Source organism: Nocardia sp. NPDC046763 (genome assembly GCF_040645495.1).
Classification (GTDB): domain Bacteria; phylum Actinomycetota; class Actinomycetes; order Mycobacteriales; family Mycobacteriaceae; genus Nocardia.
Window position 1 is genome coordinate 30,021 of the sequence record NZ_JBEYYI010000003.1, and the last position, 24,648, is coordinate 54,668.

Annotated in this window: 21 protein-coding genes; 11 read left to right on the forward strand and 10 right to left on the reverse strand. The window is 67.8% G+C overall.

Annotation, left to right across the window (positions count from 1 at the left end):
- The first annotated feature begins 18 nt into the window (after positions 1-18).
- The 3 genes from ABZ909_RS05190 to ABZ909_RS05200 all read left to right on the forward strand — a co-directional run bounded on the left by ABZ909_RS05190 (position 19) and on the right by ABZ909_RS05200 (position 4,094).
- On the forward strand, positions 19-1,719 hold the full coding sequence (locus ABZ909_RS05190; protein WP_356996360.1) for a protein kinase: 1,701 nt from the start codon (positions 19-21) through the stop codon (positions 1,717-1,719).
- 144 nt (positions 1,720-1,863) lie between these two features.
- Positions 1,864-3,258: a polysaccharide pyruvyl transferase family protein gene (locus ABZ909_RS05195; protein ID WP_356996361.1), complete on the forward strand. Its 1,395-nt coding sequence runs from the start codon at positions 1,864-1,866 to the stop codon at positions 3,256-3,258.
- Positions 3,255-4,094, forward strand: a complete 840-nt coding sequence (locus tag ABZ909_RS05200; RefSeq protein ID WP_356996362.1) for a glycosyltransferase — start codon at positions 3,255-3,257, stop codon at positions 4,092-4,094. Before ABZ909_RS05195 ends, ABZ909_RS05200 begins: the two co-directional genes overlap by 4 nt.
- Positions 4,095-4,100: 6 nt before the next feature.
- Here the strand turns inward: ABZ909_RS05200 and ABZ909_RS05205 are convergent, their stop codons facing one another.
- Together ABZ909_RS05205 and ABZ909_RS05210 are read right to left on the reverse strand one after the other, a co-directional pair.
- Positions 4,101-4,724 (reverse strand): MspA family porin, encoded by a 624-nt coding sequence (locus tag ABZ909_RS05205; RefSeq protein ID WP_356996363.1) that lies wholly within the window; start codon positions 4,722-4,724, stop codon positions 4,101-4,103.
- 240 nt (positions 4,725-4,964) lie between these two features.
- Positions 4,965-6,062 (reverse strand): methyltransferase domain-containing protein, encoded by a 1,098-nt coding sequence (locus tag ABZ909_RS05210; RefSeq protein ID WP_356996364.1) that lies wholly within the window; start codon positions 6,060-6,062, stop codon positions 4,965-4,967.
- 14 nt (positions 6,063-6,076) lie between these two features.
- Here ABZ909_RS05210 and rfbC point away from each other — a divergent pair, with 14 nt between their 5' ends.
- Positions 6,077-6,646 carry a dTDP-4-dehydrorhamnose 3,5-epimerase gene (gene rfbC, locus ABZ909_RS05215; RefSeq protein ID WP_356996365.1) on the forward strand — a complete coding sequence of 190 codons (570 nt, stop codon included), beginning with the start codon at positions 6,077-6,079 and terminating at the stop codon, positions 6,644-6,646.
- On the opposite strand, the gene ABZ909_RS05220 is transcribed toward rfbC, so the two are convergent.
- Genes ABZ909_RS05220 through ABZ909_RS05235 form a run of 4 tightly spaced genes read right to left on the reverse strand, consistent with a single transcriptional unit; the run spans position 6,630 to position 10,353 of the window.
- Entirely contained in the window at positions 6,630-7,658 is a 1,029-nt protein-coding gene (locus tag ABZ909_RS05220; RefSeq protein WP_356996366.1) for an SDR family oxidoreductase, read from the reverse strand. The genes rfbC and ABZ909_RS05220 overlap by 17 nt on opposite strands.
- 3 nt (positions 7,659-7,661) lie before the next feature.
- A complete protein-coding gene (locus ABZ909_RS05225) occupies positions 7,662-8,312 on the reverse strand; it encodes a PIG-L family deacetylase (RefSeq protein ID WP_356996367.1) in 651 nt (216 codons plus the stop codon).
- The gene (locus ABZ909_RS05230) at positions 8,309-9,091 is read right to left on the reverse strand and encodes a sugar phosphate nucleotidyltransferase (RefSeq protein WP_356996368.1); all 783 of its coding nucleotides are present in this window, start codon (positions 9,089-9,091) and stop codon (positions 8,309-8,311) included. The genes ABZ909_RS05225 and ABZ909_RS05230 overlap by 4 nt, the downstream gene beginning before the upstream one ends.
- Positions 9,088-10,353, reverse strand: coding sequence for a class I SAM-dependent methyltransferase (locus ABZ909_RS05235; RefSeq protein WP_356996848.1), 1,266 nt, complete (start codon positions 10,351-10,353; stop codon positions 9,088-9,090). Before ABZ909_RS05235 ends, ABZ909_RS05230 begins: the two co-directional genes overlap by 4 nt.
- 517 nt (positions 10,354-10,870) lie before the next feature.
- On the opposite strand from ABZ909_RS05235, the gene ABZ909_RS05240 reads away from it, so the two are divergent.
- The 3 genes from ABZ909_RS05240 (at position 10,871) to ABZ909_RS05250 (ending at position 14,568) form a co-directional block, all read left to right on the forward strand.
- The gene (locus ABZ909_RS05240; protein WP_356996369.1) at positions 10,871-12,382 is read left to right on the forward strand and encodes a sugar transferase; all 1,512 of its coding nucleotides are present in this window, start codon (positions 10,871-10,873) and stop codon (positions 12,380-12,382) included.
- Between the two features lie 160 nt (positions 12,383-12,542).
- Complete coding sequence (locus ABZ909_RS05245) at positions 12,543-13,769, forward strand: cytochrome P450 (RefSeq protein ID WP_356996370.1); 1,227 nt, start codon at positions 12,543-12,545, stop codon at positions 13,767-13,769.
- Between the two features lie 70 nt (positions 13,770-13,839).
- Positions 13,840-14,568, forward strand: coding sequence for a TetR/AcrR family transcriptional regulator (locus ABZ909_RS05250; RefSeq protein WP_356996371.1), 729 nt, complete (start codon positions 13,840-13,842; stop codon positions 14,566-14,568).
- A 12-nt stretch (positions 14,569-14,580) separates the two neighbouring features.
- Here ABZ909_RS05250 and ABZ909_RS05255 read toward each other — a convergent pair whose 3' ends face one another.
- From ABZ909_RS05255 to ABZ909_RS05265, 3 genes are all read right to left on the reverse strand, one after another.
- Positions 14,581-15,039, reverse strand: coding sequence for a GNAT family N-acetyltransferase (locus ABZ909_RS05255; protein ID WP_356996372.1), 459 nt, complete (start codon positions 15,037-15,039; stop codon positions 14,581-14,583).
- A gap of 21 nt (positions 15,040-15,060) precedes the next feature.
- Positions 15,061-17,289, reverse strand: a complete 2,229-nt coding sequence (locus ABZ909_RS05260; RefSeq protein ID WP_356996373.1) for an MMPL family transporter — start codon at positions 17,287-17,289, stop codon at positions 15,061-15,063.
- A 140-nt stretch (positions 17,290-17,429) separates the two neighbouring features.
- A complete protein-coding gene (locus ABZ909_RS05265; RefSeq protein WP_356996849.1) occupies positions 17,430-18,821 on the reverse strand; it encodes a threonine/serine exporter family protein in 1,392 nt (463 codons plus the stop codon).
- A gap of 132 nt (positions 18,822-18,953) precedes the next feature.
- On the opposite strand from ABZ909_RS05265, the gene ABZ909_RS05270 reads away from it, so the two are divergent.
- From ABZ909_RS05270 to ABZ909_RS05285, 4 genes are all read left to right on the forward strand, one after another.
- On the forward strand, positions 18,954-20,861 hold the full coding sequence (locus ABZ909_RS05270; RefSeq protein WP_356996374.1) for an acyl-CoA dehydrogenase: 1,908 nt from the start codon (positions 18,954-18,956) through the stop codon (positions 20,859-20,861).
- 457 nt (positions 20,862-21,318) lie between these two features.
- Positions 21,319-22,386 carry a catalase family peroxidase gene (locus ABZ909_RS05275; protein ID WP_356996375.1) on the forward strand — a complete coding sequence of 356 codons (1,068 nt, stop codon included), beginning with the start codon at positions 21,319-21,321 and terminating at the stop codon, positions 22,384-22,386.
- Positions 22,383-23,015, forward strand: a complete 633-nt coding sequence (locus tag ABZ909_RS05280) for a cytochrome b/b6 domain-containing protein (RefSeq protein ID WP_356996376.1) — start codon at positions 22,383-22,385, stop codon at positions 23,013-23,015. The genes ABZ909_RS05275 and ABZ909_RS05280 overlap by 4 nt, the downstream gene beginning before the upstream one ends.
- Before the next feature lie 31 nt (positions 23,016-23,046).
- Positions 23,047-23,715, forward strand: coding sequence for a phosphatase PAP2 family protein (locus tag ABZ909_RS05285; protein WP_356996377.1), 669 nt, complete (start codon positions 23,047-23,049; stop codon positions 23,713-23,715).
- Here ABZ909_RS05285 and ABZ909_RS05290 read toward each other — a convergent pair.
- Positions 23,690-24,580: a nuclease-related domain-containing protein gene (locus tag ABZ909_RS05290; RefSeq protein ID WP_356996378.1), complete on the reverse strand. Its 891-nt coding sequence runs from the start codon at positions 24,578-24,580 to the stop codon at positions 23,690-23,692. The two genes, ABZ909_RS05285 and ABZ909_RS05290, sit on opposite strands and share 26 nt — an antisense overlap.
- Between the last annotated feature and the right edge of the window lie 68 nt (positions 24,581-24,648).

The following is a 24,648-nucleotide window of genomic DNA, read 5'->3' on the forward strand; positions in this document are numbered from 1 at the left end:
GTCGGAGGTAGGCAGGCTGTGGGGCGGACACTCGTGCAGGGGCAGGTTTTCGCGGGGTACACCGTTGAACGGCTGCTCGGGGTGGGCGGGATGGGGGAGGTCTATCTCGCGCAGGACCGGGATCTGCCACGCTCGGTGGCCTTGAAGCTCTTGGCTTCCGGCAAGGCCGACGATCCTGAGGTACGGGCGCGCTTCCTCCGGGAGGCCGATACCGCTGCGCGGCTGTCGCATCCGAACATCGTCGCGGTGTACGCGCGGGGCAACGACGACCACCGCCTCTGGATGGCCATGCAGTACGTCGAGGGCACCGATGTGTCGGCGATCCTGCGGGAGGGCCCGATTCGGCCCGACCACGCGGTGCGCATCATCGGGGAGACCGCGCGGGCACTGGACCACGCGCACCGCGCCGGCGTGCTGCACCGGGATGTGAAACCGGCCAATATCCTACTGGCCTGGGGCCCGGATCAACGGGTGTACCTGGCGGACTTCGGCATTGCGAAGGCCGTCGACCACACCAGCGGGTTGACCCGGACCGGCGAAATGTACGCCAGCTTCCAGTACGCCGCACCCGAACAGTTCGAACTGCGCAGCGACACCGACCATCGGGCGGACGTCTACGCCCTGGGCTGCACGCTGTTCCACATGCTCACGGGTCGGCTGCCGTATCCGGGCGAGAGCACGGCACAGCTGGTGGCGGCCCACCTCGGCGCCGAGATTCCCCGGCCGAGCCTGGTGCACTCCGGCGTTCCCGCCGCCTTCGACGCCGTCATCGACCGGGCGCTGGCCAAGAACCGGGACCAGCGCTTCGGCAGTTGCGGGGAACTGGCCACGGCCGCCGAGCAGGCTCTCACCGCCACCGCGGGCCCCTGGGGGCCCGGGTTCCGCCAGGATGGACCCGCCGAACAAGGCAGCCTGCCGCCGAATCCCGCTGCGGCGCAGTCCCGGATGGGCTTCGACCCGAGCAAGTTCACCGGCGCGACCACCGAACCCAGCATGCCCACCCAGCCCGCGCCGGTCCCGCACCGTGAGCTGCCGACCCAGCTCAATGCGCAGCGTCCACGGTTCGCGGCGCCGCAGACCCAGATCACGCCTCAGCAGGTCCCGCTCACCGCGCCGCCGCTGCAGTACCACGGCCCGGCCGGCAGCGACCCGCGTCCCGTCGACGCCACCCCTGCTCCGCCCGCCTCGCCGCGCCGCCGCGTCCGCAAGGTCCTCCTCGGCGCCTTCCTGGCCGCCCTCCTGCTCGCCGGTGGATTGGGCGTCGGATTCGGTACGGGCGCAATCCATTTCGGTAACGGAGGCGGCCGCTCCAGCTCCCAGCCGCCGGTAGCCGGCGACGCCTCCCAGGCCGCGGCCACCAAGGCCGCCTGCGACTACGCCGAACTCATGACCACCTACGACTACAGTAACGGCGACGACTGGCAGTCCAAGGTCATCGCGGGCGCGACCGGCACCTGGAAATCCGAGGCCGAGACGCTACTGCCGACCATCCGCGTGCTGCTGGAGTCGGATTCCGAGCACACCCGCGCCGCCGACGCGGCCTGCACGGTGACCTCGGGCAGCAACACTCATTACGATCTGGCCGTCGACGTCACCCAGATCAACTCCACCCAGGGCAAGGCCGACACCACCAACCACCAGAAGATCACCCTGTCCATGGACTACGTGGACGGCAAGTGGCTGTGCAGCAATCTGGTGAGCCCCCTGTTCCCCAGCTGACCGGTCGGTTCGCCCGCGCCGATGATCGTGCAACTGGAACGTCTTCGCACTCTGGGACCCCCGCTGCGTATAGCGCGAAGCACTGGACGTGCGATAGATTCGCTGCGGATTCGTGCTCGGAGCGGGCGTCGGAAGGAATCGAGCGTGGGGAACTCTGGCGCGGGGGATGGTGCCGGGAAGATAAGGGTGCTCGTCGACAATGGCGAGTACTGGTTACGCAATCGCGGCGACATCGCCATGATGGTGATGACCGTCGAACGCCTACGGGAACGCTGGCCGCACGCCCGCATCGGCATGCTCACCGACGAACCCCACGTTCTGCGCGGCGTCCTGCCGCAGGCGGAACCCGTGCCGGCCCACACCGGCGGGCACTGGGGCAGGAGCGGTCTCGCGGGTCGGCTGGAGGGGGCGGCCGGGGTCCACCTGCTCGGCCCCGCCGCCATGCGCTGGCGCTCCGCCACCGAGGTGCCCAAGCACTATCTGCGCGGGGCCAAGAACTGGGCTCGCAAGGAGGTCCACGTGCTCACCACGGGCGGGCGGGAACCCGAACCCGCCGGCATGCCCGACCTGCCGCCGGTGCCCGCCGCCCTCGTCGACGCGGACCTGGTCATCGCCCAGGGCGGCGGCTATATGACCGATGTCGATCTCTACCAGGCTCATCGCACCCTCAATCTGCTGGAAGCCGCCCAGCGTCAAGGCATTCCGAATGTCATGATCGGCCAGGGCCTGGGACCGATGCGTAACGCGCACCTGCTGCGCCGCGCCGCCGAGGTGCTGCCGGGCGCCGACCTCATCGCCCTGCGCGAGGGTCGGCGCGGCCCCGAGCTGCTGGCCGAACTCGGCGTCGCCGCCGAGAAAATCGTGGTCACCGGCGACGACGCGGTGGAGTTCGCCTATCGCCTGCGGCGGCCCGGCATCGGCACAGATCTTGGCCTGTGCCTGCGTATATCGGACTATTCCAAGGTGAGTGACTCGGCCCGCGACACCCTCGGCGTGGTGGTGCGCCGCGAGGCCGCCGAGCTGAACACCGCGCTGGCCCCGCTCATCATCTCCGAATACGATGACGAGGACCGCCGGCACACGCTGCCGCTGCTCACCGGCGCGGCGAGCACCCGGCCCGTCATCGGGCGCGCGGGCACCGCGCAGGACGTGGCGCGTCAGGTCTCGCGCTGCCGGGTGCTGGTGACGAGCGCCTACCACCTCGCGGTTTTCGCACTCTCCCAGGGCATTCCGGCCGTGGCTGTAACGGCGTCGGAGTACTACGACGACAAATTCTATGGGTTGGCCGACATGTTCGGCGCGGGCGCGGCCGGGGCCGGTCTGCGCATCGTGCACTTGGACGTGGACAACCTCGACGCCGAACTGTCACGTGCGATTCGCCAGTTGTGGGAGTCCGCGCCAGAACTGCGGGATACGCTGCAGCAGAGGGCAGTTGAACAGATCGACGCCGGCCGCGCGGGTCTGGATCGGGTGTACGGGCTCGTGGCAGGAGGTGAGGGCGCACCCGGCGAACCAGCCGAACCAGTTCAGGGGGAATGATGAAGAACCTTTCGGTGTGCGTCCCGGCCTACAATTCCGGCCGCACCCTGGAGACGACGCTGCGCTCGATTCTGGACCAGGACACCGACATCGAGGTGCTCGTCCTGGACAATGCCAGCTCCGACGACACCGGCGCCATCGCGAAATCCTTCGACGACCCGCGGGTGCACGTACACCGCAACGAGGACACCCTGCCCATCGGCGAGAACTGGAACAAGGCCGTCTCGCTGACCTCGGGCCGCTTCGTGAAGGTGGTCTGCGCCGACGACATCCTGCTGCCCGGCTCTCTCGACAAGCAGCTGGAGATCATGGGCGACAATGGCATCGCCATCTGCTCGTCCAAATTCCAGGTCATCGACGAGCACGGCACGGTCGAGGAGACCGACCTGGGCCTGCCGAACCTGCTGGGCCGCCGCACCGCCCGCGCCCTCATGCGCACCATCGTGCACCGCGGCCCCGCCGACTTCGGCCCCACCGCGGCGGCGATCTTCCGCCGCCAGGACTTCGATCGGGTGGGCGGCTTCCGCGGCGATCTGGTCTTCCCGATGGACGTGGACCTCTTCGCCCGCGTGTGCGCCTTCGGCGACTTCTACGGCATGCCGGAAATCCTTGCCGCCTGGCGTAATTCGAGTTTCAACCTGTGCAGCCAGACCTCGACGGTCAGCAAGCTGACCGAGATGCTGCGCTTCCATCACCGCCTGGGCGCGGAGTACCCGCAGTACGTCGGCCGCGTCGCGGTCCTCGGCGGCGACTGGCGGCTGGCGCGCGCCGCCGCCGAGCGGGTGCGGGTCCGGACGGTCGCGACCGCACTGCGCCGCCCGGACCTGCTGCGCTGATAACCGCTAGATGCTCGACAGCGGACCGTAGGCGACAACGGTGTCGCCGCCGCTGCTCACCAGCCGCACGAACGGCCGGATGGTGGTGGTGCCCAGCACCCCGGACACGGTGCCGTGGAAGCCGGACATGGTGATGCAGCCCGCGGTGCCGGACACATCGCCGCCGGCGGCATCCACCGACTGGATGCCCGGGCCGAAGCCGACGTCGAGGGTCACGCCCAGCGTCGGAATCAGGTTGAAGACATCGGCTTTGGGGTCATTGCCGATCTCCAGCTCCAGGCCGGGAGTCTGGTACTGGAATTCCAGCTTGCCCGACAGTGTGGCCGGGTAGCCGACCTGGTACCCGAGGGTGATGTGGCCGGTCCACGGGTCGCCGGTCGGGACATCGACCTTGAAACAGGCCTTGCCGCTGTGGAACCACTCCCTGGTGAGCGGGTTGCCGTCCAGCGGCGGCACGAAATCGATCTTGGTATCGGCGGAGATGGCCTGGACCGTCCGACCCTGCTGGTCGACGATCGAATTGGTGGCGTCGACCGCGGCCGTGGAGGCGCCGCTGCCCAGAACCAGGCCGATGGTGCCCGCTACCGCGACGGTCGCGGTGCGAGAGAGCGCAGTCGTGTTGTTGCGCATGATGAATCCCATTCCCTCATCAGGTGTTGCTGCGTATTGCCTACGCGTGTTTGATGATTCCCCAGTGCTACGGGACGCGAGACGACGTCCCCGGTCCCCTCGGTCGATGATCGACCCCCACGCTGAGACTATCCCACTCGATTACCCTGCGTGTGGCCGCGATCGCATGATCGGGATCACAGGCCGACGTGGTGCTTGCCCGGCGGATTCATGCGTGTGCCGGGCGAGATCTGCTGGCTTTCATAGCGATTCGGTCACGTCGGTCACCCACTTCCCGTGAAGCTCGGGCCACCGGTACGAAACCTCCGGCAACAGATCGGGCAAAGTCAGGAAAACCCGATCCGGCTGGGCGGCAACGAGTTCCGCCGGAGACAGGATCGGGATATCGGTACCGGGCATGCGGCGGCCCTGCTTTCCCGGGGAGGCGTCGGCCACCCCGGCCAGCAGGCCGCGATGCGCGCCCGCCAGATGCAGCAGCGCGACCGCGCGCGAGGCCGCCCCGTACGCGTAAACGGTTCTACCGGAGGCGGTTTCGGCCTCCAGCCAGGCGCGCAGGGCCTGCGCCTGCTGGTCGGCGGCCCGCTGGAGCCCGCGCACCACCACCGGGTCCGCCACCGCCGCCTCCGCGGCGCGGATCCGCACGATGGCGGGGTCGGGAGCGGCGGGCGCGTGCACCGCCGCCACCAGCACCGTGCCGCCATAGAGCGGGAACTCCCACGCGGTCACCGCCACCAGCCCGGCCGGGTGCAGCAGGCCCTGTAACGAAGCCATCGTGTAGTAGGCGAAATGCCCGTGCCGCAACGCATTCCACTGCCCCTGCCGCACGATGGCGGATAGGGAGTGGAACTGCAGCAGCAGCACTCCGCCCGGCACGGTCGCCGCCGCGCGCTGCGCGAAGGCGACCCGCTGATGGGGCTCGTGCATGATGCCGAAGCAGTCGATCACCACATCGGCGGGACGATCGGTGACCCGGTACCCGAGCTCGGTCAGCAGCGGCAGCCAGCTGCCGCCGTGCGGGCTGCCGAACTCCCGCACCGTCCCGCCGCCTGGCAGCAGGCCCGCCGCGGCCACCCGGGCCACCGCGTCCGCCGCCTGATCCCGCAGCGCCTGCGGCTCCACGCCACGCGGTTCAGCGGTGACGGTGTCGTCCTCGGCCAGCTGCGCCAGCCCGCACATGGCGCACATGTCCATGGCCAGCGGATGCGCTGCCTCGGCCGTACCGGCCGCCGAGTCGAGACTCGGAAAGTCGTCTGCCGCAGGCATTTTCCCGAGATCCAGCACCCGGACCAGTGGTCCCAGCCCGCAGCCGCGACACCCGTACCGCGGTTCGCCGGTCATGGCACGATGACCTGGTGCGCATCGAATCGACCGACCTCGCCGACGTCCTGATCCTGATCCCGCAGCCGTTCCGCGACGATCGCGGCCTGTTCACCAGAACCTTCGACGCCGAGGAGTTCGACGCCCACCTGGGCACGCCGGGGGTGTCGGCGACTTTCGTGCAGGACTCGCAGTCGCGCTCGCACCGGGGCGTCGTGCGCGGTATGCACGGCCGCTCCGGGCGCGGCGAGGCCAAGCTGGTGCGCTGCGCGCACGGCGCGGTGCACGACGTGCTCGTCGACATCCGCCCGGATTCGCCCACTTTCGGCCGCCGCCAGGCATTTCTGCTGGACGACACCGACTTCCGGCACCTCTACGTCCCGCCCGGCTTCCTGCACGGCTTCCAGGCTCTCACCGAGGTGGCCGATGTGTGCTACCGCATCGACCGCCCACACGACCCGACCGAGGACTTGGGGGTCGCCTATGACGATCCCGACCTGGCCATCGCCTGGCCGCAGCCGGTGACCGTGGTGTCGGAGCGGGACGCGGGCGCGGGCTCGTGGCTCGAGCTGCTCGCCGCCCTTCACCTCACACCCCGGTCCTGATCCGGCGCAGCTCGTCGTCCAGCACCCCGGTCTCCTTGAGCGACTTCAGCCACGCCAGGCGGGTGAAACGCTGGAAGAAGGCCCCGGCGGTGAGCCCGCGCGCGAGGTACTCCCGATACAGCTCGGCCGCGCCGTCCGGAATGCTCCACTCCGCTTCGAAGCCGAGTTCCCTGCGGGCATAACCGAAGTCGACCCGGTACGAGCGCGGGTCCGCGCCACTCTCGCCGGTGATGACCAGCGTGGATTCCGGGACCACGTCGACCACCGCCTGCGCGATCTGCGCGACCGTCAGATTATTGGCCTCGGTGCCGACGTTGTAGGCGCGGCAGTGCACGGCCTCGTCGGGCGCCTCCAGACACGCGGCGAAAGCGCGCGCGATGTCCTGCGCGTGCACCAGCGGCCGCCACGGCGTGCCGTCCGAGAGCACCTTCACCTCACCGGTCAGCACCGCGTACCCGACCAGATTGTTGAGCACGATATCGGCGCGCAGGCGCGGCGAGAACCCGAATGCCGTGGCATTGCGCAGGAATACGGGGGAGAACCCGGAGTCCGCGATGGCGGCCACATCGTCCTCGACCCGGACCTTCGACTCGGCGTAGGGGGTGAGCGGACGCAGCGGCGCGTCCTCGGTCACCAGGCCGTCCCCGGCCGCCCCGTACACCGAACACGTGGACGCGTACAGGAATCGGCGCACCCCGGCGTCCTTGGCCAGCCCCGCCAGCCGGACCGAGGCGTGATGGTTGATGTCGTAGGTGATCTGGGGCGCCAGCGCGCCCAGCGGATCGTTCGACAACGCCGCGAGATGCACCACGGCATCGAAACCGGCGAGCTGATCGGCGCTCACATCGCGCAGATCCACCGCGAGGGCGGGCGGCGCGGGTGGTGCCTCGCCCAGCACGCAGTCCGCGAAAAGGCCGCTGTCCAGCCCTGTCACCTCATGGCCGGCCTGCTGTAGCAGCGGAACCATGACGGTACCCAGATACCCCTGATGCCCGGTGACGAGCACGCGCATGACTTATGCACCTCCGAAAGTGATGGTGGCCTTCTCGAGCAGAAACGCCTCGGCGTGCTGGGCGCGGCACTGCACCCCGCGCAGCCGGGACAGGGCCAGGAAGGACTGCTCATCGAACCAGTCCCGATTGCGCTGTGAGGGATAGTGTTTCACCAATAGCGCGGCTTTGCGCTCCGCGCAGCCCGCGGGCAGCGGATGGAACACCGCCGGCTGCGGGGTGTCGTTCTCCCACTTGAGGATCTCGTAGCCGAGGATCAGGTGATCGCGGAACTCGGTGGGCGCCAGCTCGGCCAGTAGCCGGTGGTCCTGATGGGCGTCCCCGCGCTGCGGCGCGAACACCACCTGGGCCGCGCTGTCGCGGCGCAGCGCGCCCACCGCGTCCTTGACTCGCGCCCAGTGCGCGGGCGCGTAACCGTCCGGCACGTCCAGGATCCGCAGCTCCAGATCCGCACCGGGACAGAAGGATTCGAGCGCGGCCCACTCCTCCTCGGCGCGCTCGGTGCCCGCGCCGGCGAGCACCATCGCCCGCACCCGCAGGCCCGGCACGGCCTCGGCCAGTGTCAGCAGCGTCCCGCCCAGCCCGATGGCGAGATCGTCGCAGTGGGCCGCCAGCAGCGCGATCTCGGTGATCGCATCGGTGTCGAGTCGGATCATGCGGTGCGCTGCTCCCACACCATCCACGGGCGGTCGCCCTGTAGATAGCCGCTATCCAGCTCGGCGCGCTCCTTGAAGGTGTCGGCGGGCTTCCAGAACCCGTGATGCTGATAGCCGAACAGCCGGCCCTGCGCGGCCAGCGCGCCGCAGGCGTCCTCCACCAGATCCCCGCCGGCAGGCAGATGCTCGAAGATCTCCTGCGTCAGCACGAAGTAGCCGCCGTTCTCCCAGATCGGCAGCTGCGAGACCGGGGTGATGTTCTTGACCTCTCCGGCCGAGTTCACGTCCACGCAATGGAACGAGGACTGCGGCGGCACGATCATCATGGCGGCCGCGGCCCCGGAATGCTGGAACTGGGTGATCATCTCGTCCAGTGGGGCGTCGGTGAGCACATCGGCGTAGTTGGCCAGGAAGTACCGTTCGCCCGCGAGGTGATCGCGCACCCGGCGCAGCCGCTCACCGATGGGCGACTCCACCCCGGTGTCGACGAAGGTGATGGTCCAGTCGCTGATGTCGGACTGCAGCAGCTCCACTTTGCCGCCGCGGATGACGAAGTCGTTCGACACCGACTCCTGGTAGGTGAGGAAGAAGTTCTTGATGTGCGCGGCGCCGTAACCCAGGCACAGCACGAAGTCCTTGTGCCCGAAATGCGCGTAGTAGCGCATGACATGCCAGATCAGCGGGCGCGGGCCCACCATCTGCATCGGCTTGGGGATCACGTCCTCGGTGCCGTTGCGCATCCGCATGCCGTAACCGCCGCAGAACAGTACGACCTTCACTTCGCTTGCCTTCCTGCATGAGTGGATGCGGCGGCGTCGTCGAGCGTCGCATGATGAAGGTGGGGGAGCGGGTAGACGATCTCGCCACCCCAGTCGGTGACGTGGCGCAGCTGCGCGGTGATCTCCCGTTCCAGGTTCCAGGGCAGCACCAGCACCACATCGGGGCGGTCGGCGTCGATCCGCTCCGGTTCATGTATCGGAATGCGGGTGCCGGGTGTGAACCGTCCGTGTTTGTAGGGGTTGCGGTCGACGGTGTACTCCAGCAGGTCGGTGCGGATGCCGCAGTAGTTGAGCAGGGTGTTCCCCTTGCCGGGGGCGCCGTAGCCCACCACGCGCTTGCCGGATGTCTTGGCGTCGAGCAGGAATCGCAGTAGATCCTGGCGCACCTGCTCGGTGTCGGGTCGCAGTTCGAGGTAACCGGCGACCTCGTGCAGACCGGCATCGGCCTCCAACTGCAACACCTCGGCAACCCGGGTGCTGGGGGTGCTCACGCCTTCGGGGCGAGCCCAGACGCGCAGTGAACCGCCGTGTGTGCCAATCAGTTCGCAGTCGACCACGGCCAGGCCGGCGGTGGCCAGGGCCCGCTGGGCCGACAGCAGCGTGTAGTACTGGAAGTGCTCGTGATAGACGGTGTCGAACTGGGCCAGCGCTACCAGGTTGAGCGCGTGGTGCACCTCGATGGACAGCCAGCCGTCCTCGGCCATGAGCGCACGCAGTGACCTGGTGAACCCCAGCAGGTCGGGGATGTGGGCGTAAACGTTGTTGGCTACCACCAGGTTTGCCGGTCCGCGTTCGGCGCGCACCCGGGCGGCCAGGTCCTCGTCGAGGAAGGCGGTTTCGGTGGGTACGCCCTTGTCGCGTGCTGCCGCACCGACATTCACCGACGGTTCGATGCCCAGGCACGGGATGTCGGCGGCGACGGCGTGCTGGAGGAGATACCCGTCGTTACTCGCCACCTCAATAATGAAACTATTATCGGTCAGATTTAGCTGTGTGATTGCCTGATCTACGAAGTGCTTTGCATGCCGAACCCAGCTGTCCGAAAATGAAGAAAAGTAGGCATATTCCGTGAACGTTTCCTCCGGTGTGATGAGCGCTGGAATCTGCAGCAGCAAGCAGTTTTCACAGAGCCTCAGGTGCAGGGGATATGTCGGTTCGCACAGGTCTAGTTCGTCGGCGGTGAGAAATTTTTCGCACGGCGGTGTGGCGCCTAGATCGAGAACGCTGCGCAGACGATCGGAGTGGCAAAGACGGCATTGCACGAAGTTCCCCACCTTTCACCGAGTTCGGGCTGCCCGCGCAGCTCCGGATGACCTGTGGTCGGCTCGGTCCGGCCTTACGTTACAACAGGATTGCGTGGTGTTCCGGTGCCCGGCGAGTGACCGATGGTGCCAAAACTTGTGGATTTCTGCGACCCGCAGAACTTGGCGTCCGATCGGCAAACGCTCGAGCCTTGCAGTGCAAAGGTTTCGACCAGCTCACACGGTGGATCTTGCGTAGTTCAACCTGCGATTTTGCGAATAGGGGAAATAGGGGGATCGGTACGGGGAACTGGTCGTCACGAAACCCGTTACTTTTCGGAAACGTTGGGGCCCTACGGGTTACATCCTGCGCGCCACCGTGGTTGTGTAACATTCGGCATCTGGCCACCGAAACACTCGTCGGCCACATCGGTTGTCATGGTCCTGAAAGCCCTTGGGAAGCCGGCGTCAGCCCGTCGTGGAACTGATCAGCGGGGATCGGAACCGAGTTCTCCCGTGGGGGAGGTGCGTTCGTTTCATGAGTTACGAAATTTCTGCCGGTCGCGCCGTGCGCGCGCATCGGCCTCCACGTCCCGAGCCGCGCTCGGATCGTGAACGCTGGCAAGCGGATTACGCGCGTCGGCTGTTTATTAGTGACTTAATCGTTTTAGTTCTATCCATCGGATTTGCCCAATGGATTCGCTTCGGCGGCGCGGGAGCCGAGCCGCCCCTGGCCTCCCAGTTGCCACTGGAAGTTCGCTACACCATGGTGTCGGCCATGCTGGCCCTGGCGTGGTCGATCACGCTGACCCTCGGCGGCACCCGGTCGCCGCGCGTAATCGGTAGTGGCACAGAGGAATACCGGCGTGTGGTGGCCGCGTCCCTGAAGCTGTTCGGTGGGATAGCCATTGTTTCGCTGCTGCTTCGGGTCGACATCGCTCGCGGCTATCTCGCCATCGCCCTGCCGCTCGGCATGATCGGTCTCATGGTGGAGCGGCGGATCTGGCGGCGCTGGGTGGCCGGGCGCCGCGCCCGCGGTCACTACCGCACCGCCATGCTGGTGGTCGGCAGCCCGGAGGCGGCGCGGGCCATGGTCGCGGCCTTCTCCCGCGATCGTGACTCGGGATATCAGGTGATCGGGATGTGCACCCGGGACGAGGGAGCGCTCGCGGACGCCGCGCTCGAGGTGGGCGGACGGGAGATCCCGGTTGTCGCAAGCGATCACGCCGTGATCGAGGCGGTCCGGCGAACGGGGGCCGACACCGTCGCGGTCACCGCCACCGACAACCTCGGCCCGGCCGACTTCCGCCGGATGGCCTGGGAGCTGGACGAACTGGGCGCCGAACTGATCGTGACACCGGGTCTGGTGGACATCGCCGGCACCCGGCTCACCCACCGGGTGGTCGCCTCCATGCCGATGCTGCACGTGGAGAAGCCGCAGTACGACCGCGCGAAGTCGATTCGCAAGGGCGTCTTCGACTTCTGCTTCGCCTGCGCCGCCCTGCTGGCCATCGCCCCGGCGCTGGCCGTCATCGCGCTCGCGGTGAAGGTCACCAGTCGCGGTCCGATCTTCTACCTCTCCGAGCGGATCGGCCGGGACGGGCGGCCCTTCCGGATGATCAAGTTCCGCAGTATGTACGCCGACGCCGAGGCGCACATCAACGCGCTCATCGAGAGCAACGGCGGCAACCCGCTGTTCTTCAAGGTTCGCGATGATCCGCGGGTGACCTCGGTGGGCAAGGTCATCCGCAAATACTCACTCGACGAGCTCCCGCAGTTCTTCAACGTGCTGCGCGGCGAGATGAGCATCGTCGGCCCGCGTCCCCAGGTCCAGCGCGAGGTCGACTCCTACGACGGCGTCATGCGCCGCCGCCTGCTGGTGAAACCCGGCGTCACGGGTCTCTGGCAGGTCAGTGGCCGGTCGGATCTGACCCCCGAGGACGCCATGCGCCTCGATCTGTCCTACGTGGAGAACTGGTCCATGGTCCTGGACCTGCTCCTGATCGCCAAGACGATTGGCACAGTGACCAGGGGTGATGGAGCGTACTGACCGCTAATTCCGAAACCGCCGCGCCTGCTGCCTTCCTCGCAGCGGGCGCGTCTTGTTTCCGGTCCGGCGGAATCTAGTGAACGGGTTTTAGTAAAACGTGTTCACAAACCCCGGTGTGGTGTGGTTCACTCGTTGTCGAACGTGTTCCAAAGGAGGTTCCGTGTCCGCGCCGTCCATCCCCACCGGTTTCGACTTCACCGACCCTGACCTGCTCGCGCAGCGTCTGCCGGTCGAAGAGTTCGCCGCACTCCGCAAGCAGGCCAAGCCCTTCTGGGTGCCGCAGGCCAATGGCCTCACCGGCTTCGACGATGGCGGTTACTGGGCCATCTCCCAGATGGATGACATCAAGGAGATCTCCAAGACCCCGGAGACCTTCTCCAACGAGGAGAACACCGCGGTCATCCGCTTCTACGGCGACATCGCCCGCGAAGAGATCGAGGTGCAGCGCTACCTGCTGCTGAACATGGACCCGCCGCGCCACACCAAGCTGCGCCGGATCATCTCCAAGGGCTTCACCCCGCGCGCCATCGAGTCGCTGCGCAACGCGCTGCGCGAGCGCGCCGAGCGAATCGTGCACGAGGCCAAGAAGAACGGCTCCGGCAACTTCGTCGAGCAGGTCGCGTGCGAGCTGCCGCTGCAGGCCATCGCCGAGCTCATCGGCATCCCGCAGGAAGACCGCGGCAAGATCTTCGACTGGTCCAACCAGATGATCGGCTACGACGACCCCGAGTTCAACGGTGACCACAAGGTCGCCACCGCCGAGGTCATGGGCTACTCCTGGAACCTGGCCGAGCAGCGCCGCGCCTGCCCGATGGACGACATCGCCTCCACCCTGCTGCAGGCCGACATCGACGGCGAGTCGCTGGCGTCGGACGAGTTCGCCTGGTTCGTGATCCTGCTGTCGGTCGCCGGCAACGAGACCACCCGCAACGCCACCACACATGGCATGAAAGCCTTCGTGGACAATCCGGATCAGTGGGAGCTCTACAAGGAGCAGCGTCCGCGCACTGCTCCCGACGAGATCGTCCGCTGGGCCACCCCGGTCATCGCCTTCCAGCGCACCGCCATCGAGGACGTCGAGCTCAGCGGCCAGCTGATCCAGAAGGGCCAGCGCGTCGGCATGTTCTACAGCGCGGCCAACTTCGACGAGAACTACTTCGAAGACCCGTACAAGTTCAACGTGCTGCGCAACCCCAACCCGCACGTCGGCTTCGGCGGTACCGGCACCCACTACTGCGTGGGCGCGAATCTGGCTCGCCTGCAGCTGGATCTGATCTTCAACGCGATCGCCGACGTCATGCCGAACCTGCACCAGATCTCCGAGCCGGTGCGTCTGCGCTCGGGCTGGCTCAACGGCATCAAGAGCTGGGAAGTCGCGTACGAATGAGCGTCCGGGCCCCGAGGAGGTAGTGTGCGTAATCCGGTAGGGGCCCGTTCTTTCAAAATATGGAGTCAGCATGAGTGAACCTCGCCGACGCGGCCGGGTGCCGGCGGTCAGCGACGCCGACATCCGGCGCGTCGCGCGGTCACTGCTGGTCGACCAGGGGCCCGACGCGATCACGCTGCGGGCCATCGCGCGGGAGCTGGGCATCACCGCTCCCGCGCTGTACCGGTACTACGAATCCCGCGACGACCTCGTCACCGCCGTCCGCACCGACGTATGCGCCGATCTGGCAAAGGATTTGGAAGCCGCCATCGAGGGTCTCCCCGACGACGCGGGCGTCCGCTTCTTCGCCATCTGCCGCGGCTTCCGCCGCTGGGCCCTCACCCACTCCCGCGAATTCACCCTGGTCTTCGCCTCCCCGGTCGGGGCCGGAATCACCAGCGCCATGCAGCAATTCGGCGAACCGGTCGGCCGCATCTTCCTCGGCGCCGCCGGCCGCCTCCTCACCGACTACGACGTCGTCACTCCGCCCACGGCCCTCATCCCGCCCGAACTCCGCGACGACCTCGTCAAATTCCAGACCGACCTGCTGCGGGTTCTCGCCGACTCCGGCCAGAAGTTCCCCGCCGAAAAACTCGATCTCGGTGTCAGCTACGTCATGATCCAGTTCTGGGCCCGCCTCTACGGCCACGTCACCCTCGAGGTCTTCGGTAACTACCCCATCCCGGTCAGCCACCCCGACGTCCTCTTCGATTCCACCCTCGCCGACATCGGCCGCGGCATCGGTCTCGTCGCCGACTGATCAGCCCACTTTTCAGTGGGCGCGGCGCATGAAGCGTTCGCAGTCGTCGTCGGGTGATGGTCCGGCGTCGACGAATCCGTGGCGGAGATACAGGGCGATCGCACTGTCGTTGCCGGACTTGACCGAGAGCACGACGTCGCGCCGGCCCGCCCAGCCCACGACCGCACGCACGGCCGCGTCGCCCACCCCGCGGCCGCGAGCCGACTCGGCGACCCACAGCGAGATCAGTTCTGCCGCATCGTCGTCCCGGATGTAGGCGCCTGCCATCCCTACGGGTGTGCCGTCCAAACGCACGATGAAGTTGAGGGGGACATCGGTCAGCCGGGCGCGCCAACGCTTTTCGGTGTCGCCGGGGCCGCTCCACTCGGCGAGGGTCGAACCGAAGGCCGACGCCGATTCGGCGAGGGCCCGCAGTCGCAGCTCGCGCCAGAGGGGCCAATCGTCGGGGCGGAGGGCCTGGATTTCGATCATGACGTCGGGACCTGGGATGAATCAGCTTCGGGCGTCTGCCAATTCTGCGCGGAGGTGGGCGGGTTCGTCGCGCAGGACGGGTTCGCTCAGGCCGATGCGCTGCTGGATGCGCTTCATCCAGGCCGGCGCCCACCAGACGCGGTCGCCGAGGAGCTTCATGGTGGCGGGGACCAGGAGCATGCGCAGGACGGTGGCGTCGATGATCAGGGCGGCGATCATGCCGTAGGCGATGTACTGCATGAGGACCAGGTCGGAGAAGGCGAAGGCGCCGGTGACCACCAGCAGGATCATGGCGGCGGCGGTGATGATGCGGCCGGTCTGGGCGGTGCCGGAGCGGATGGCCTCCTCGGTGGTCGCGCCACGCGCGCGGGCTTCGACCATGCGGGACACCAGGAAAACCTCGTAGTCGGTGGAGAGGCCGTAGATGATGGCGATGATCAGGAACAGGATGTTCGCCTGAATCGGCTGGGGGGTGAAGTTCAACAGGGTCGCGCCGTGGCCCTCGGTGAAGATCCAGGTCAGGATGCCGAGTGTGGACCCCAGGCCGAGCACGCTCATGAAGGCGGCTTTCAGCGGGAGGACCAGGGATCCGAAGGTGAGGAACATCAGCAGCGTGGTCATGGCCAGCACCAGCAGGATCATCAGGGGCAGCCGCTTCAGCAGCGCGGCGATGGCGTCGTGCTGAACCGTCGGCACGCCGCCGACCAGCACGGTCATATCGTCGGGGACCGGCAGCGCCCGCAGATAGTCGATGGTCTTGTCGTATTTGGTGGAATCGATCAGATACGCCTGGGTGCGATAGACATTCGGCTGCGTCTGGGAGCGGGTCGGAATCTCGAAACCGGTCGAGAGCCCGGTGGTGACCAGCCCGGGAGCGCGACTCGCCTGTTCGATGAAGGGGCCGACCTCGGTGCTGTCACTGGCGTTGATGAGCAACTCGATCGGGTCGGGCTTGCGGAGCGGGAAATAGGTGTCGATCTGCTGCTGGGCGACGCGAGTCGTATTGTCCGGTGGCAGATACTTCTCACTGAAGCCGCCGAAGGCGATATTGCGGACCGGCACGATCGGTACCAGCAATCCGAGGATCAGGACCGCGGTGATCTCGCGGGGATGCCGCATCACCCAGCTGGTGGACCGGCCCCAGAAGCCCTGCTCCACCTCTTGCGCCGAATCGGTACGGCGGAATCGCTTGATGCCCAGGGCATTCACCCACGGCCCGAGGATCGCCAGCATGGCGGGCAGAATCGTGACGGCCGTCAGCGCCGCCAGCGTGACGGTGGCGATCGCGCCGTACGCGATGGACTTGAGGAAACCCTGCGGGAACAGCAGCATGCCGCCCAGGCTGGCGACGATCATCGTGGCCGAGAACAACACCGTGCGGCCCGCGGTCATCACCGCGCGCCGCACTGCGGCGGGCGTGTCGTATCCGGCGGCCACCTCCTCGCGGAACCGGCTCACGATGAACAACGCGTAGTCGATGGCCAGACCCAGGCCGATCATCGAAACGACCGGCGCCACGAAGGAATTCACCTCGGTCACATTGGTGATCGCCCGGACGATGCCGTTCGCGCCCAGAATCGTCAGCACGCCCATCAGCAGCGGCAGCGCCGCGGCGACCACACCGCCGAAGATGAAGAACAACAGCACCGCCACCGCCGGAATGGCCAGCAGTTCCATGCGATGGGTATCGGCCGAAATGGTGTCGGTCAGGGCGGTCGAGACCGGCTGCAGGCCACCGACGTACACCTTGATACCCGGAATCGAGAACGCGTCCTTCACGGTCGTGGCGGCATCGTCCTTCAGCGCGACGGAGGCGACCGCGCGGGTCCGGTCCTTGGTGGCGAAGGCCGCGGAGGAACCCCGGATGGCGGAGACCTCGGGCCAGTACGTGGCGTACACGCCGGTGATGTCGTTCGGGAAGCGCTGGGCGAGCCCGTTGAGGCTGTCCACGATCGGCTGGCTCACGTCCGGATCGTCGACGGTCTTCCCGTCGGGCGCCTGATAGAGCACGATCACATCGGCGGCGTGGTTCGGCCCGAACGCATTGGCGGCCAGCACCGCGGCCTGCGCGGACTCCGAGTTCGGATCATCCAGACCGCCCGCGCTGAGTCGGCTCTCGAAACCCCAGGCGTAGCCGCCGAGACCGAGCAGGGCGGCCGCCACGATGCCCAGAACGAGAAAACGGTGGTTGGCTACGAGTTTTCCCCATAGCGCGAAGACATCGCGGTCACGCGGGCCTCTCGTGGTCATACTGCACGGTAGCAGTCAAGATCACGAGGAGTGAAAAGCGTTGTATCAGAATACAATAAGTGAATTCGGAAACGTGATTTAGCGATAGAAAACGAGTATGGATCGTGGTGAAAAGGCCATGTCGGATCGCCGTGTTGTGATCACCCGGAGCTGAGCCGTGGACGACGCAGCGAGCCCATGCGCTTCACGATGCGGGGCCGGCGCAGATCGCGGGCCATCCACTCGCCCAGGGTGACACCGGCCGCCAGCGCCAGGCCGACGGCGAACGCACTGAACAACTGGTTGAGCCCGACGATCAATTCGTCGTTGAGCAGCGCGTAGAGGCCGCGATAGACGCGCAGACCGGGAAGCAGGGGAGTGATCCCCGCGACCGCCACCACCAGCGGGGGAGTCAGGGCGCGGCGGGCCAGCAGACCACCGGCCAGGCCCACCACCGTGGCCGCCACACCCGACGACACGATCGGGCCGAATCCGAAATGCTGGACCAGCAGATAAACGATTGTGGCCGCCGCACCGCTGAACGCCGCCGCCGCGACGGCCCGCCGTTCCGCATAGCAGGCGAGCGCGAAGGCCGCCGAGGTGAGCGCGCCCGCGAACAGCTTCAGCGGCAGATTGGTCAAATCGCGGGTCGAGGTCATGTCGGCTATCGGAACCGTCGCCTCGAACACCTCCGCCACCCGCAGGGTGAACGCGATACCGGCGATGATGCCGCCGGTCATCATGATCACTTCCAGCATGCGCGCCGACGCCGTGATCGGCGCGCCGGTAATGGCGTCCTCGACCGCGCCGACCAGCTGTAAACCGGCCAGCAGCACCGTGATTCCGGCGGCGATGATGAGCGCGGGGTCCAGATGCAGGCTCTTGGCGAAGGTGGAGACCAGGACCGCGGGCACGGTGGCGATGATGCCGCCCACCATGTGCTGGAAGAAGAACGGCAGACCGCGCCGATTCAGGACGCGGTTGGTGCGATCGATCATGGTGGTGGCCGCGAAGCTCAGCAGGGCAACGAGCAGTCCGCCGTTGAGCAGCAGCGCCACCGCCGCGGCCATGACCGCCCAGCCGACCGTCGCGAGCCACCGCGGATACGGATGCGGCGCGGAGGTGATCTCGTCCAGCGCCGCGAGCGCTTCCTGCGGCGGCACCAGTTCACGGCGGATGCGGCGGGTCAGCCGGTCGGCCGCCGCGAGGCGGGTGAAGTCGAGCGACCTGTAGTGCACGACGCGCATGGTGCTGTAAGGCGGCAGCCGCGGTCCCCGGTCGGCGGAGATACGAATCGAGTTGTAGGTGACGTCGATATCGCATTTGGACAGGCCGTAGGTGGCGGCGATGAATTCGATCTGAGTGGTGGTGTCCATGACCGCGGTGCCGGACGCCAGCACCACCTCGCCCACCCGCTCGGCCAGATCCATCACCTCGGTGACCGTCGCGTCATCGGTGAGGTCGATCGGCTGCACCGGGGCGGGCGCCTCGACCACGGCGTCGACGGTCGCGCGGCGGTCCGCGACCAGCCGGTCCACTGCTCCGTCCAGCATCCGCCGCCACCGGGCGCGTAGCCCGGAGGGCGCCTCCGACTCGGTAGCCACATCGGTGCTCACATACAGAAACGTACACGGGTGCGAGAGATCACCGGGGCGAGCAGGCCCAGGGCAGTAGTGTTTTCGAGTATGGCGACGAGCGGCGTTTCGATTGCGGACGAGCTACGCGCGGCACTCGACGGCCCCTGGCGTGACGTGCGCGAACGAGCGCGGGGCATCCTCGACGACGATCGCCTCTACGGCGACCCCGCCCTCGACATCAAGGCGGCGCGGGCGCGCGTGCTGGAACAGATGCAGCTGGTCGCCTCCTTCGGCTGGGTCGAGGGAGGCTTCCGTCACCCGGACGGCAGCCCGGGTGACCCGGGAGCGGTGGTCACCGCGTTGGAGATGCTGGCCTACACCGACCTGTCGCTGTGGGTGAAAAGCGGTGTGCAGTGGGGTCTTTTCGGCGGCGCGGTCGAGAACCTGGGCACCGAGCGCCACCGCGAGTACATCGACGAACTGATTCCGCTGCGCCTGCTCGGCTGCTTCGCCATGACCGAGACCGGGCACGGCAGCGATGTCGCCAACCTGGAGACCACCGCCACCTACGATCCGGCGACCCGGGAGTTCGTGGTGCACAGCCCGACTCTCTCGGCCCGCAAGGACTATATCGGCGGCGCGGCCGAACACGCCCGCGTGGCAGCGGTTTTCGCGCAGCTGATCACCGGCGGCGAGAGCAAGGGCGTGCACTGCTTCCTGGTGCCCATCCGTGACGAGGCGGGCAGCGACCTGCTCGGGGTGACCACCTCCGACTGCGGCCTCAAGGGCGGCCTGCCGGGCGTCGACAACGGCCGAATCCTGTTCGACCAGGTGCGGATTCCGCGGGAGAACCTGCTCAACCGCTACGCCGATGTCGCACCGGACGGCACCTACAGTTCCGAGATCGAGAACCCCAGCCGCCGCTTCTTCACCACCCTCGGCACCCTCGTGCGCGGCCGCATCAGTGTCGGCGGCGCCGCCGCCGCGGCCGCACGGGTCGCGCTCAGCATCGCCGTCCGCTACGCCGAGCAGCGCCGCCAGTTCGCCGACCCCGACACCGGCGAGGAGACGGTGCTGCTGGACTACCGCAGCCATCAGCGCCGCTTGCTACCGCTCGTGGCCCGTTCCTACGCACTGGCTTTCGCACAGAACGATCTCGTACACCGCATGCACCTGGTGCAGACCGGCCAGGCCACCGACCCGCGCGCCCAGCGCGCCCTGGAGAACCGCGCCGCCGGACTCAAGGTCGCCCAGACCCGCCATGCCACCCAGGCGATCCAGGAATGCCGCGAAGCCTGCGGCGGCGCAGGCTATCTCACCGAGAACCGCCTGGTCACCCTCAAGGCCGACACCGACGTGTTCACGACCTTCGAAGGTGACAATGTGGTCCTCACCCAGCTGGTAGCCAAAGACTTGCTGACTGCCTATGCCGATGAGGTGCGCGACCTCGACGCCCTCGGCTGGGTGCGCTTCGCGGCCACCATGGCGCGCGACGTGGTGCGCGAACGATCCGGTGTGCGGCAGATGATCCAGCGCCTGCGCGACCGCAGCGACGAGTCCGTCGACGAGGGCGACCTGTCCTGGCGGTCGGTCCAGTTGCAGCTGTTCGCCGATCGCGAGGACTACCTGGTCCGCACCGCCGCACACCGGCTCCAGGCCCGCGCCGAGGAGACCGGGCCCTTCGAGGCGTTCAACAATGCCCAGGACCACATCCTCGCCGCCGGCACCGCGCACATCGAGCGGTTGGTGCTGGAGACCTTCATCGACGGCATCGCGGAGATCGAAGACCCGGACTCGCGCGCCCTCGCCGATTCCGTGTGCGACCTGTACGTCTACTGGACCATCGAGCAGAACCAGGCCTGGTACATCATGCACCGGTTCATGTCCGTGGAGCGGGCCAAGGCGGTGCGCCGCGGCGTCAACGAACTCGTCGATCGGCTACGGCCGCGGGCGCTCACCCTGATCGAGGGACTCGGCGTGCCGGAGGGCATGTTGCGTGCCGCCGTGCTCGGCTGACCCCGGTCGCCGCCGCGGCTGAATCCTATTGTCTCCGTGCATCATCGAGAGGTTGCACACACCACGACGGGGCCACGCCATGATCGGCAGACCGATCGCACCGGCGCTGCGGGCGCCGAAACCGGTGCTGGCTCTCGTCAGGATCGCCGGTCATCACCTTCGTGCTGCTGCTCCTGCTCACCGGCAGCGAGGTCCGGGCCTGGCGCTGGCCGTGCTCATGGACGCCACCCTCGTCCGCATGGTCCTGGTGTCCGCCTTCATGCGGCTGCTGGGCACCGCCAACCGGAGGCCCCGGCGCGTTCGCGCCCGCTCCTGGAACGGGCGGCGCTGTGAGAGTGACTCGTTAGTTCTTACGGAACCATGAAGTCATGCCGATACCCGCCGTGTCGGTTGGTGTCCGCAGCCGCCCGCACGGCATCGTCTCTCTCGTTTCGACGATCGACACGAGGAGATGCGAATGGGCGAGGAGAACGGTCCGCTACGCCTGAATCGGCGCGCGCTGCTGGCCGCGGCGGTGATCGCCGGTGCGGGAACCGCCGGCGTCGGCGGATTCCTGTTCGCGGAGAATGCCATCGGCCCGGCGCGGCTGACCGCCCGGCGCATCGTCGACGGCCTGCAGGCCGCCAACGGTTTCGTCCCGGGCTATCGGCGCAACCATGCCAAGGGCGTCGCGGTGGCGGGACGCTTCGAGAGCAACGGGGCCGGAACGGAGCTGTCGACGGCCGCGGTGTTCCGGCCCGGCAGCTACCCGGTGGACGGGCGGTTCTCGCTGGCGGGCGGCAAGCCGTTCGCGCCCGACGTTCTCGACGCGCGCCGGGGGCTCGGACTGCGGGTCACCCTGCCCGCCGGTGAGGAATGGCGGCTGGCTCTGCTCAATATCCCCGTCTTCACCGACGCCTCCGCCCAGGACTTCCACGACCGGACCGCGGTCTACGCGCCCGACCCGGCCACCGGGAAACCGGATCCGGAGCGAGTACGCGCCTATCTGGCCACGCATCCGAAAACCGCTGCCGCACTGGAGGTCATCAAGCGGAACCCGCCGACGGCGAGCTTCGCCACCTCGACCTTCCACGGCCTCAACGCCTTCGAATGCATCGACGCGTACGGCACCCGGACTCCGGTCCGCTGGCGGCTCGAACCCGAAACCACCGGTGCCACCGGTGCATCCGGTGATGATCAGCTCTTCACCGGCCTGGTCCGGGACCTCCGCCGGGAATCGCTGCGTTGGAAACTGATCGCGGTGGTGGGCAATCGCGGCACCGATCCGACGCACGACCCGACCATCCCCTGGCCGGCGGAGAGGCGCGGCATCGACACCGGCACACTGGTTTTGACCGGCGTCGCGAGCGAGTCCGCGGCCAATGTGCGGGATGTCAACTTCGATCCGCTGGTACTGCCGAACGGCATCGCGGCCTCGGACGACCATGTGCTGCAAGCGCGCTCGGCCGCCTATGCCGAGTCGTATCGACGCCGGGCGGGCGAGACCGCGACCCGGCAGCCGCTGCGGGTGGAGGGGCTGGCATGAGCGGGGCGATGGAACCGGCCGGGACCACGGTCGAGGAATCCGATCCGACGACACCGGACGTGCCGGAAGCCGATGCCACGGCGCCCGCCGAACCCATCGCGCGGGCAGGTCATTTCGACCTCACCACGCGGGTGCTGCACTGGCTGATGGCCGTGCTCGTCGTGGCCATGCTGTTCCTCGGAGCCGCCCTGGTCGGATCGGTCGGGGATTACGGCGTGCTGCTGAGCGTCCATCGGACGGTCGGCATCGCCATCCTGGTGCTCGGCGTGGCGCGGCTGGTCAACCGATTGCTGCGGCGGGCGCCCGTCCCGGCGGCGCTGTCACCGGCCGAGCGCCGGATCGCGATGGCGTCGGAGCTGTCGTTGTACGTGCTGTTCCTGTTCCAGCCCGTCGTCGGATGGGCGCTGGTGTCGGCCTCCGGAATTCCGGTGCGGATCGGGGGCGGCCTCCACCTGCCCGCGATCGCGCCGGAGAACGCACACCTCTACGCACAGTTGCGCACCCTGCACTCCTGGCTGGCCTATCTGCTGCTGGCCCTGTTCACCGCCCACATGTCCGCGGTGCTGTGGCACGCGATCGGGCTGCGTGACGGGCTGCTGCGGCGCATGCTGCTCATGCGCCGATCCTGAGGCGCGGGCGGGCCGTCGGTATCGTGCAGCCGTGACTCGATCGACCGCGCCCGCCCCCACCCAGCCGGATCACCGGATACGCCGTGCCGCCCTGCCCGCCATCGTCCTGGCGGGGGTCATCGTCACTGTCCTTGTGCCGCTGTCGTTTCCGGCCGGCGGCGGGTCGACGAGCGCGGATCTGGTGCTGGAGCGCGATATCCACTCGGGGCTGGACGCGCACACGTGGGTGTACCGGATCCTGCTGTTCCCCAGTAACGGTTATGTCGTCCTGCCGCTGCTGTGCGCTTCTACGGCGTGGTTCGCCTACCGGCGCCAGTGGTGGCAGGCCGGATTCGCCCTGGTGGCCCCCGAGCTGGTGGTGGCCGTCAATACCTTTGCGCTCAAACCGTTCTGGGACCGCAGGCTCGACCACTATCTCGCCTACCCCAGCGGGCACACCGTCCAGCTGGTCGCGGTCGTCATCGCCTTCGCCCTGGTGGCCGAATCCACGCGCGTGCGGACCGGCACGGTGGTCGTCATGGTTGTGGTGCTGCCGGCCGTCATGATCGGCATGGTCGGCTTCGGATACCACCATCCGACCGACGTACTGGGCGGAACGGCGGCGGCGGTCGCGCTCGTGACCGCCCTCTACCTACCGTTCCGCTACTTCACGGCTACACGGATCGCGGCGCCGTCTAGTACGACGCCGCAACCGCGATGATGAACCACACCACCCACAGCGCGGCCACCAGGAAACCGAGCGTCAGCATCACCCGCATGAGCCCGCGGGTCACCTCGATCCGGTCACTGCGGCGCGGATAGAGCTTGCGCGGGCTGAACCACGGCTCGGGGATGTTCAGACCGCGCCCGGCCGAGCCGTGATCGTGCTCCAGCCGCGCCTGCTCCTCGGCGAAGGCCTCGGCCTGGGCCTGCTGCGGACCGCCGTGCCACAGCGTCGGATCCACCGGGCCCAGGAAGCCCTCGTTCAGCAGGTCCTGCGGCGCGGGCAGATACGGCAGGATGCCCAGGCCGCGGAACGCCCAGGCCACATCATTGGCGGACCACTGCGGCCGCCCCCGCGAGAGCAGGCTGGTGAAGTGGTCGCGCAGCCGCCGCTCGTCGCCCAGCAGCACCTGGAAACTGGGATCGTTCCACAGCTGGGTGATCCGTAGATTCGAGCCGGGCGCCGGCACCACCAGCACGATGCCGTGGATGACGCGCTGCCCGAGTCCCCGCTCGGCCAGCCAGTTCTGCAGCGCGAAGGTGTGATCGCGGGACTTGTCCAGCGGACTGCGCTTGTCGCCGCCCTCGAAGGCGATGATCCGGTCGCCGACCCGCCAGGGGCCGTTGACCGGAACCTCGAGCTCACCGTCCATGCGCTCCGACAGCGCTTCGGCCTCGATCACCACACAACTGGTCGGCGTCCACACCACCGCGTCGAACGGATGCAGCTTATCGCCGTGGAACAGACTGCAATTGACGGTGGCGACGCCCTTGGGGTCGGTGCTGCCCTTCCAGGTCCGCAGCCAATCGATGAGCACCTTCTCGGCGTGGGTGCCGGCGGTGTTCTGCACTCGGACGAGCATCGGCTCTCACCTTCCTCGTCGAATCGATACCGGGAATGGTACGGGCACAACACCCCAAATTACCGCCG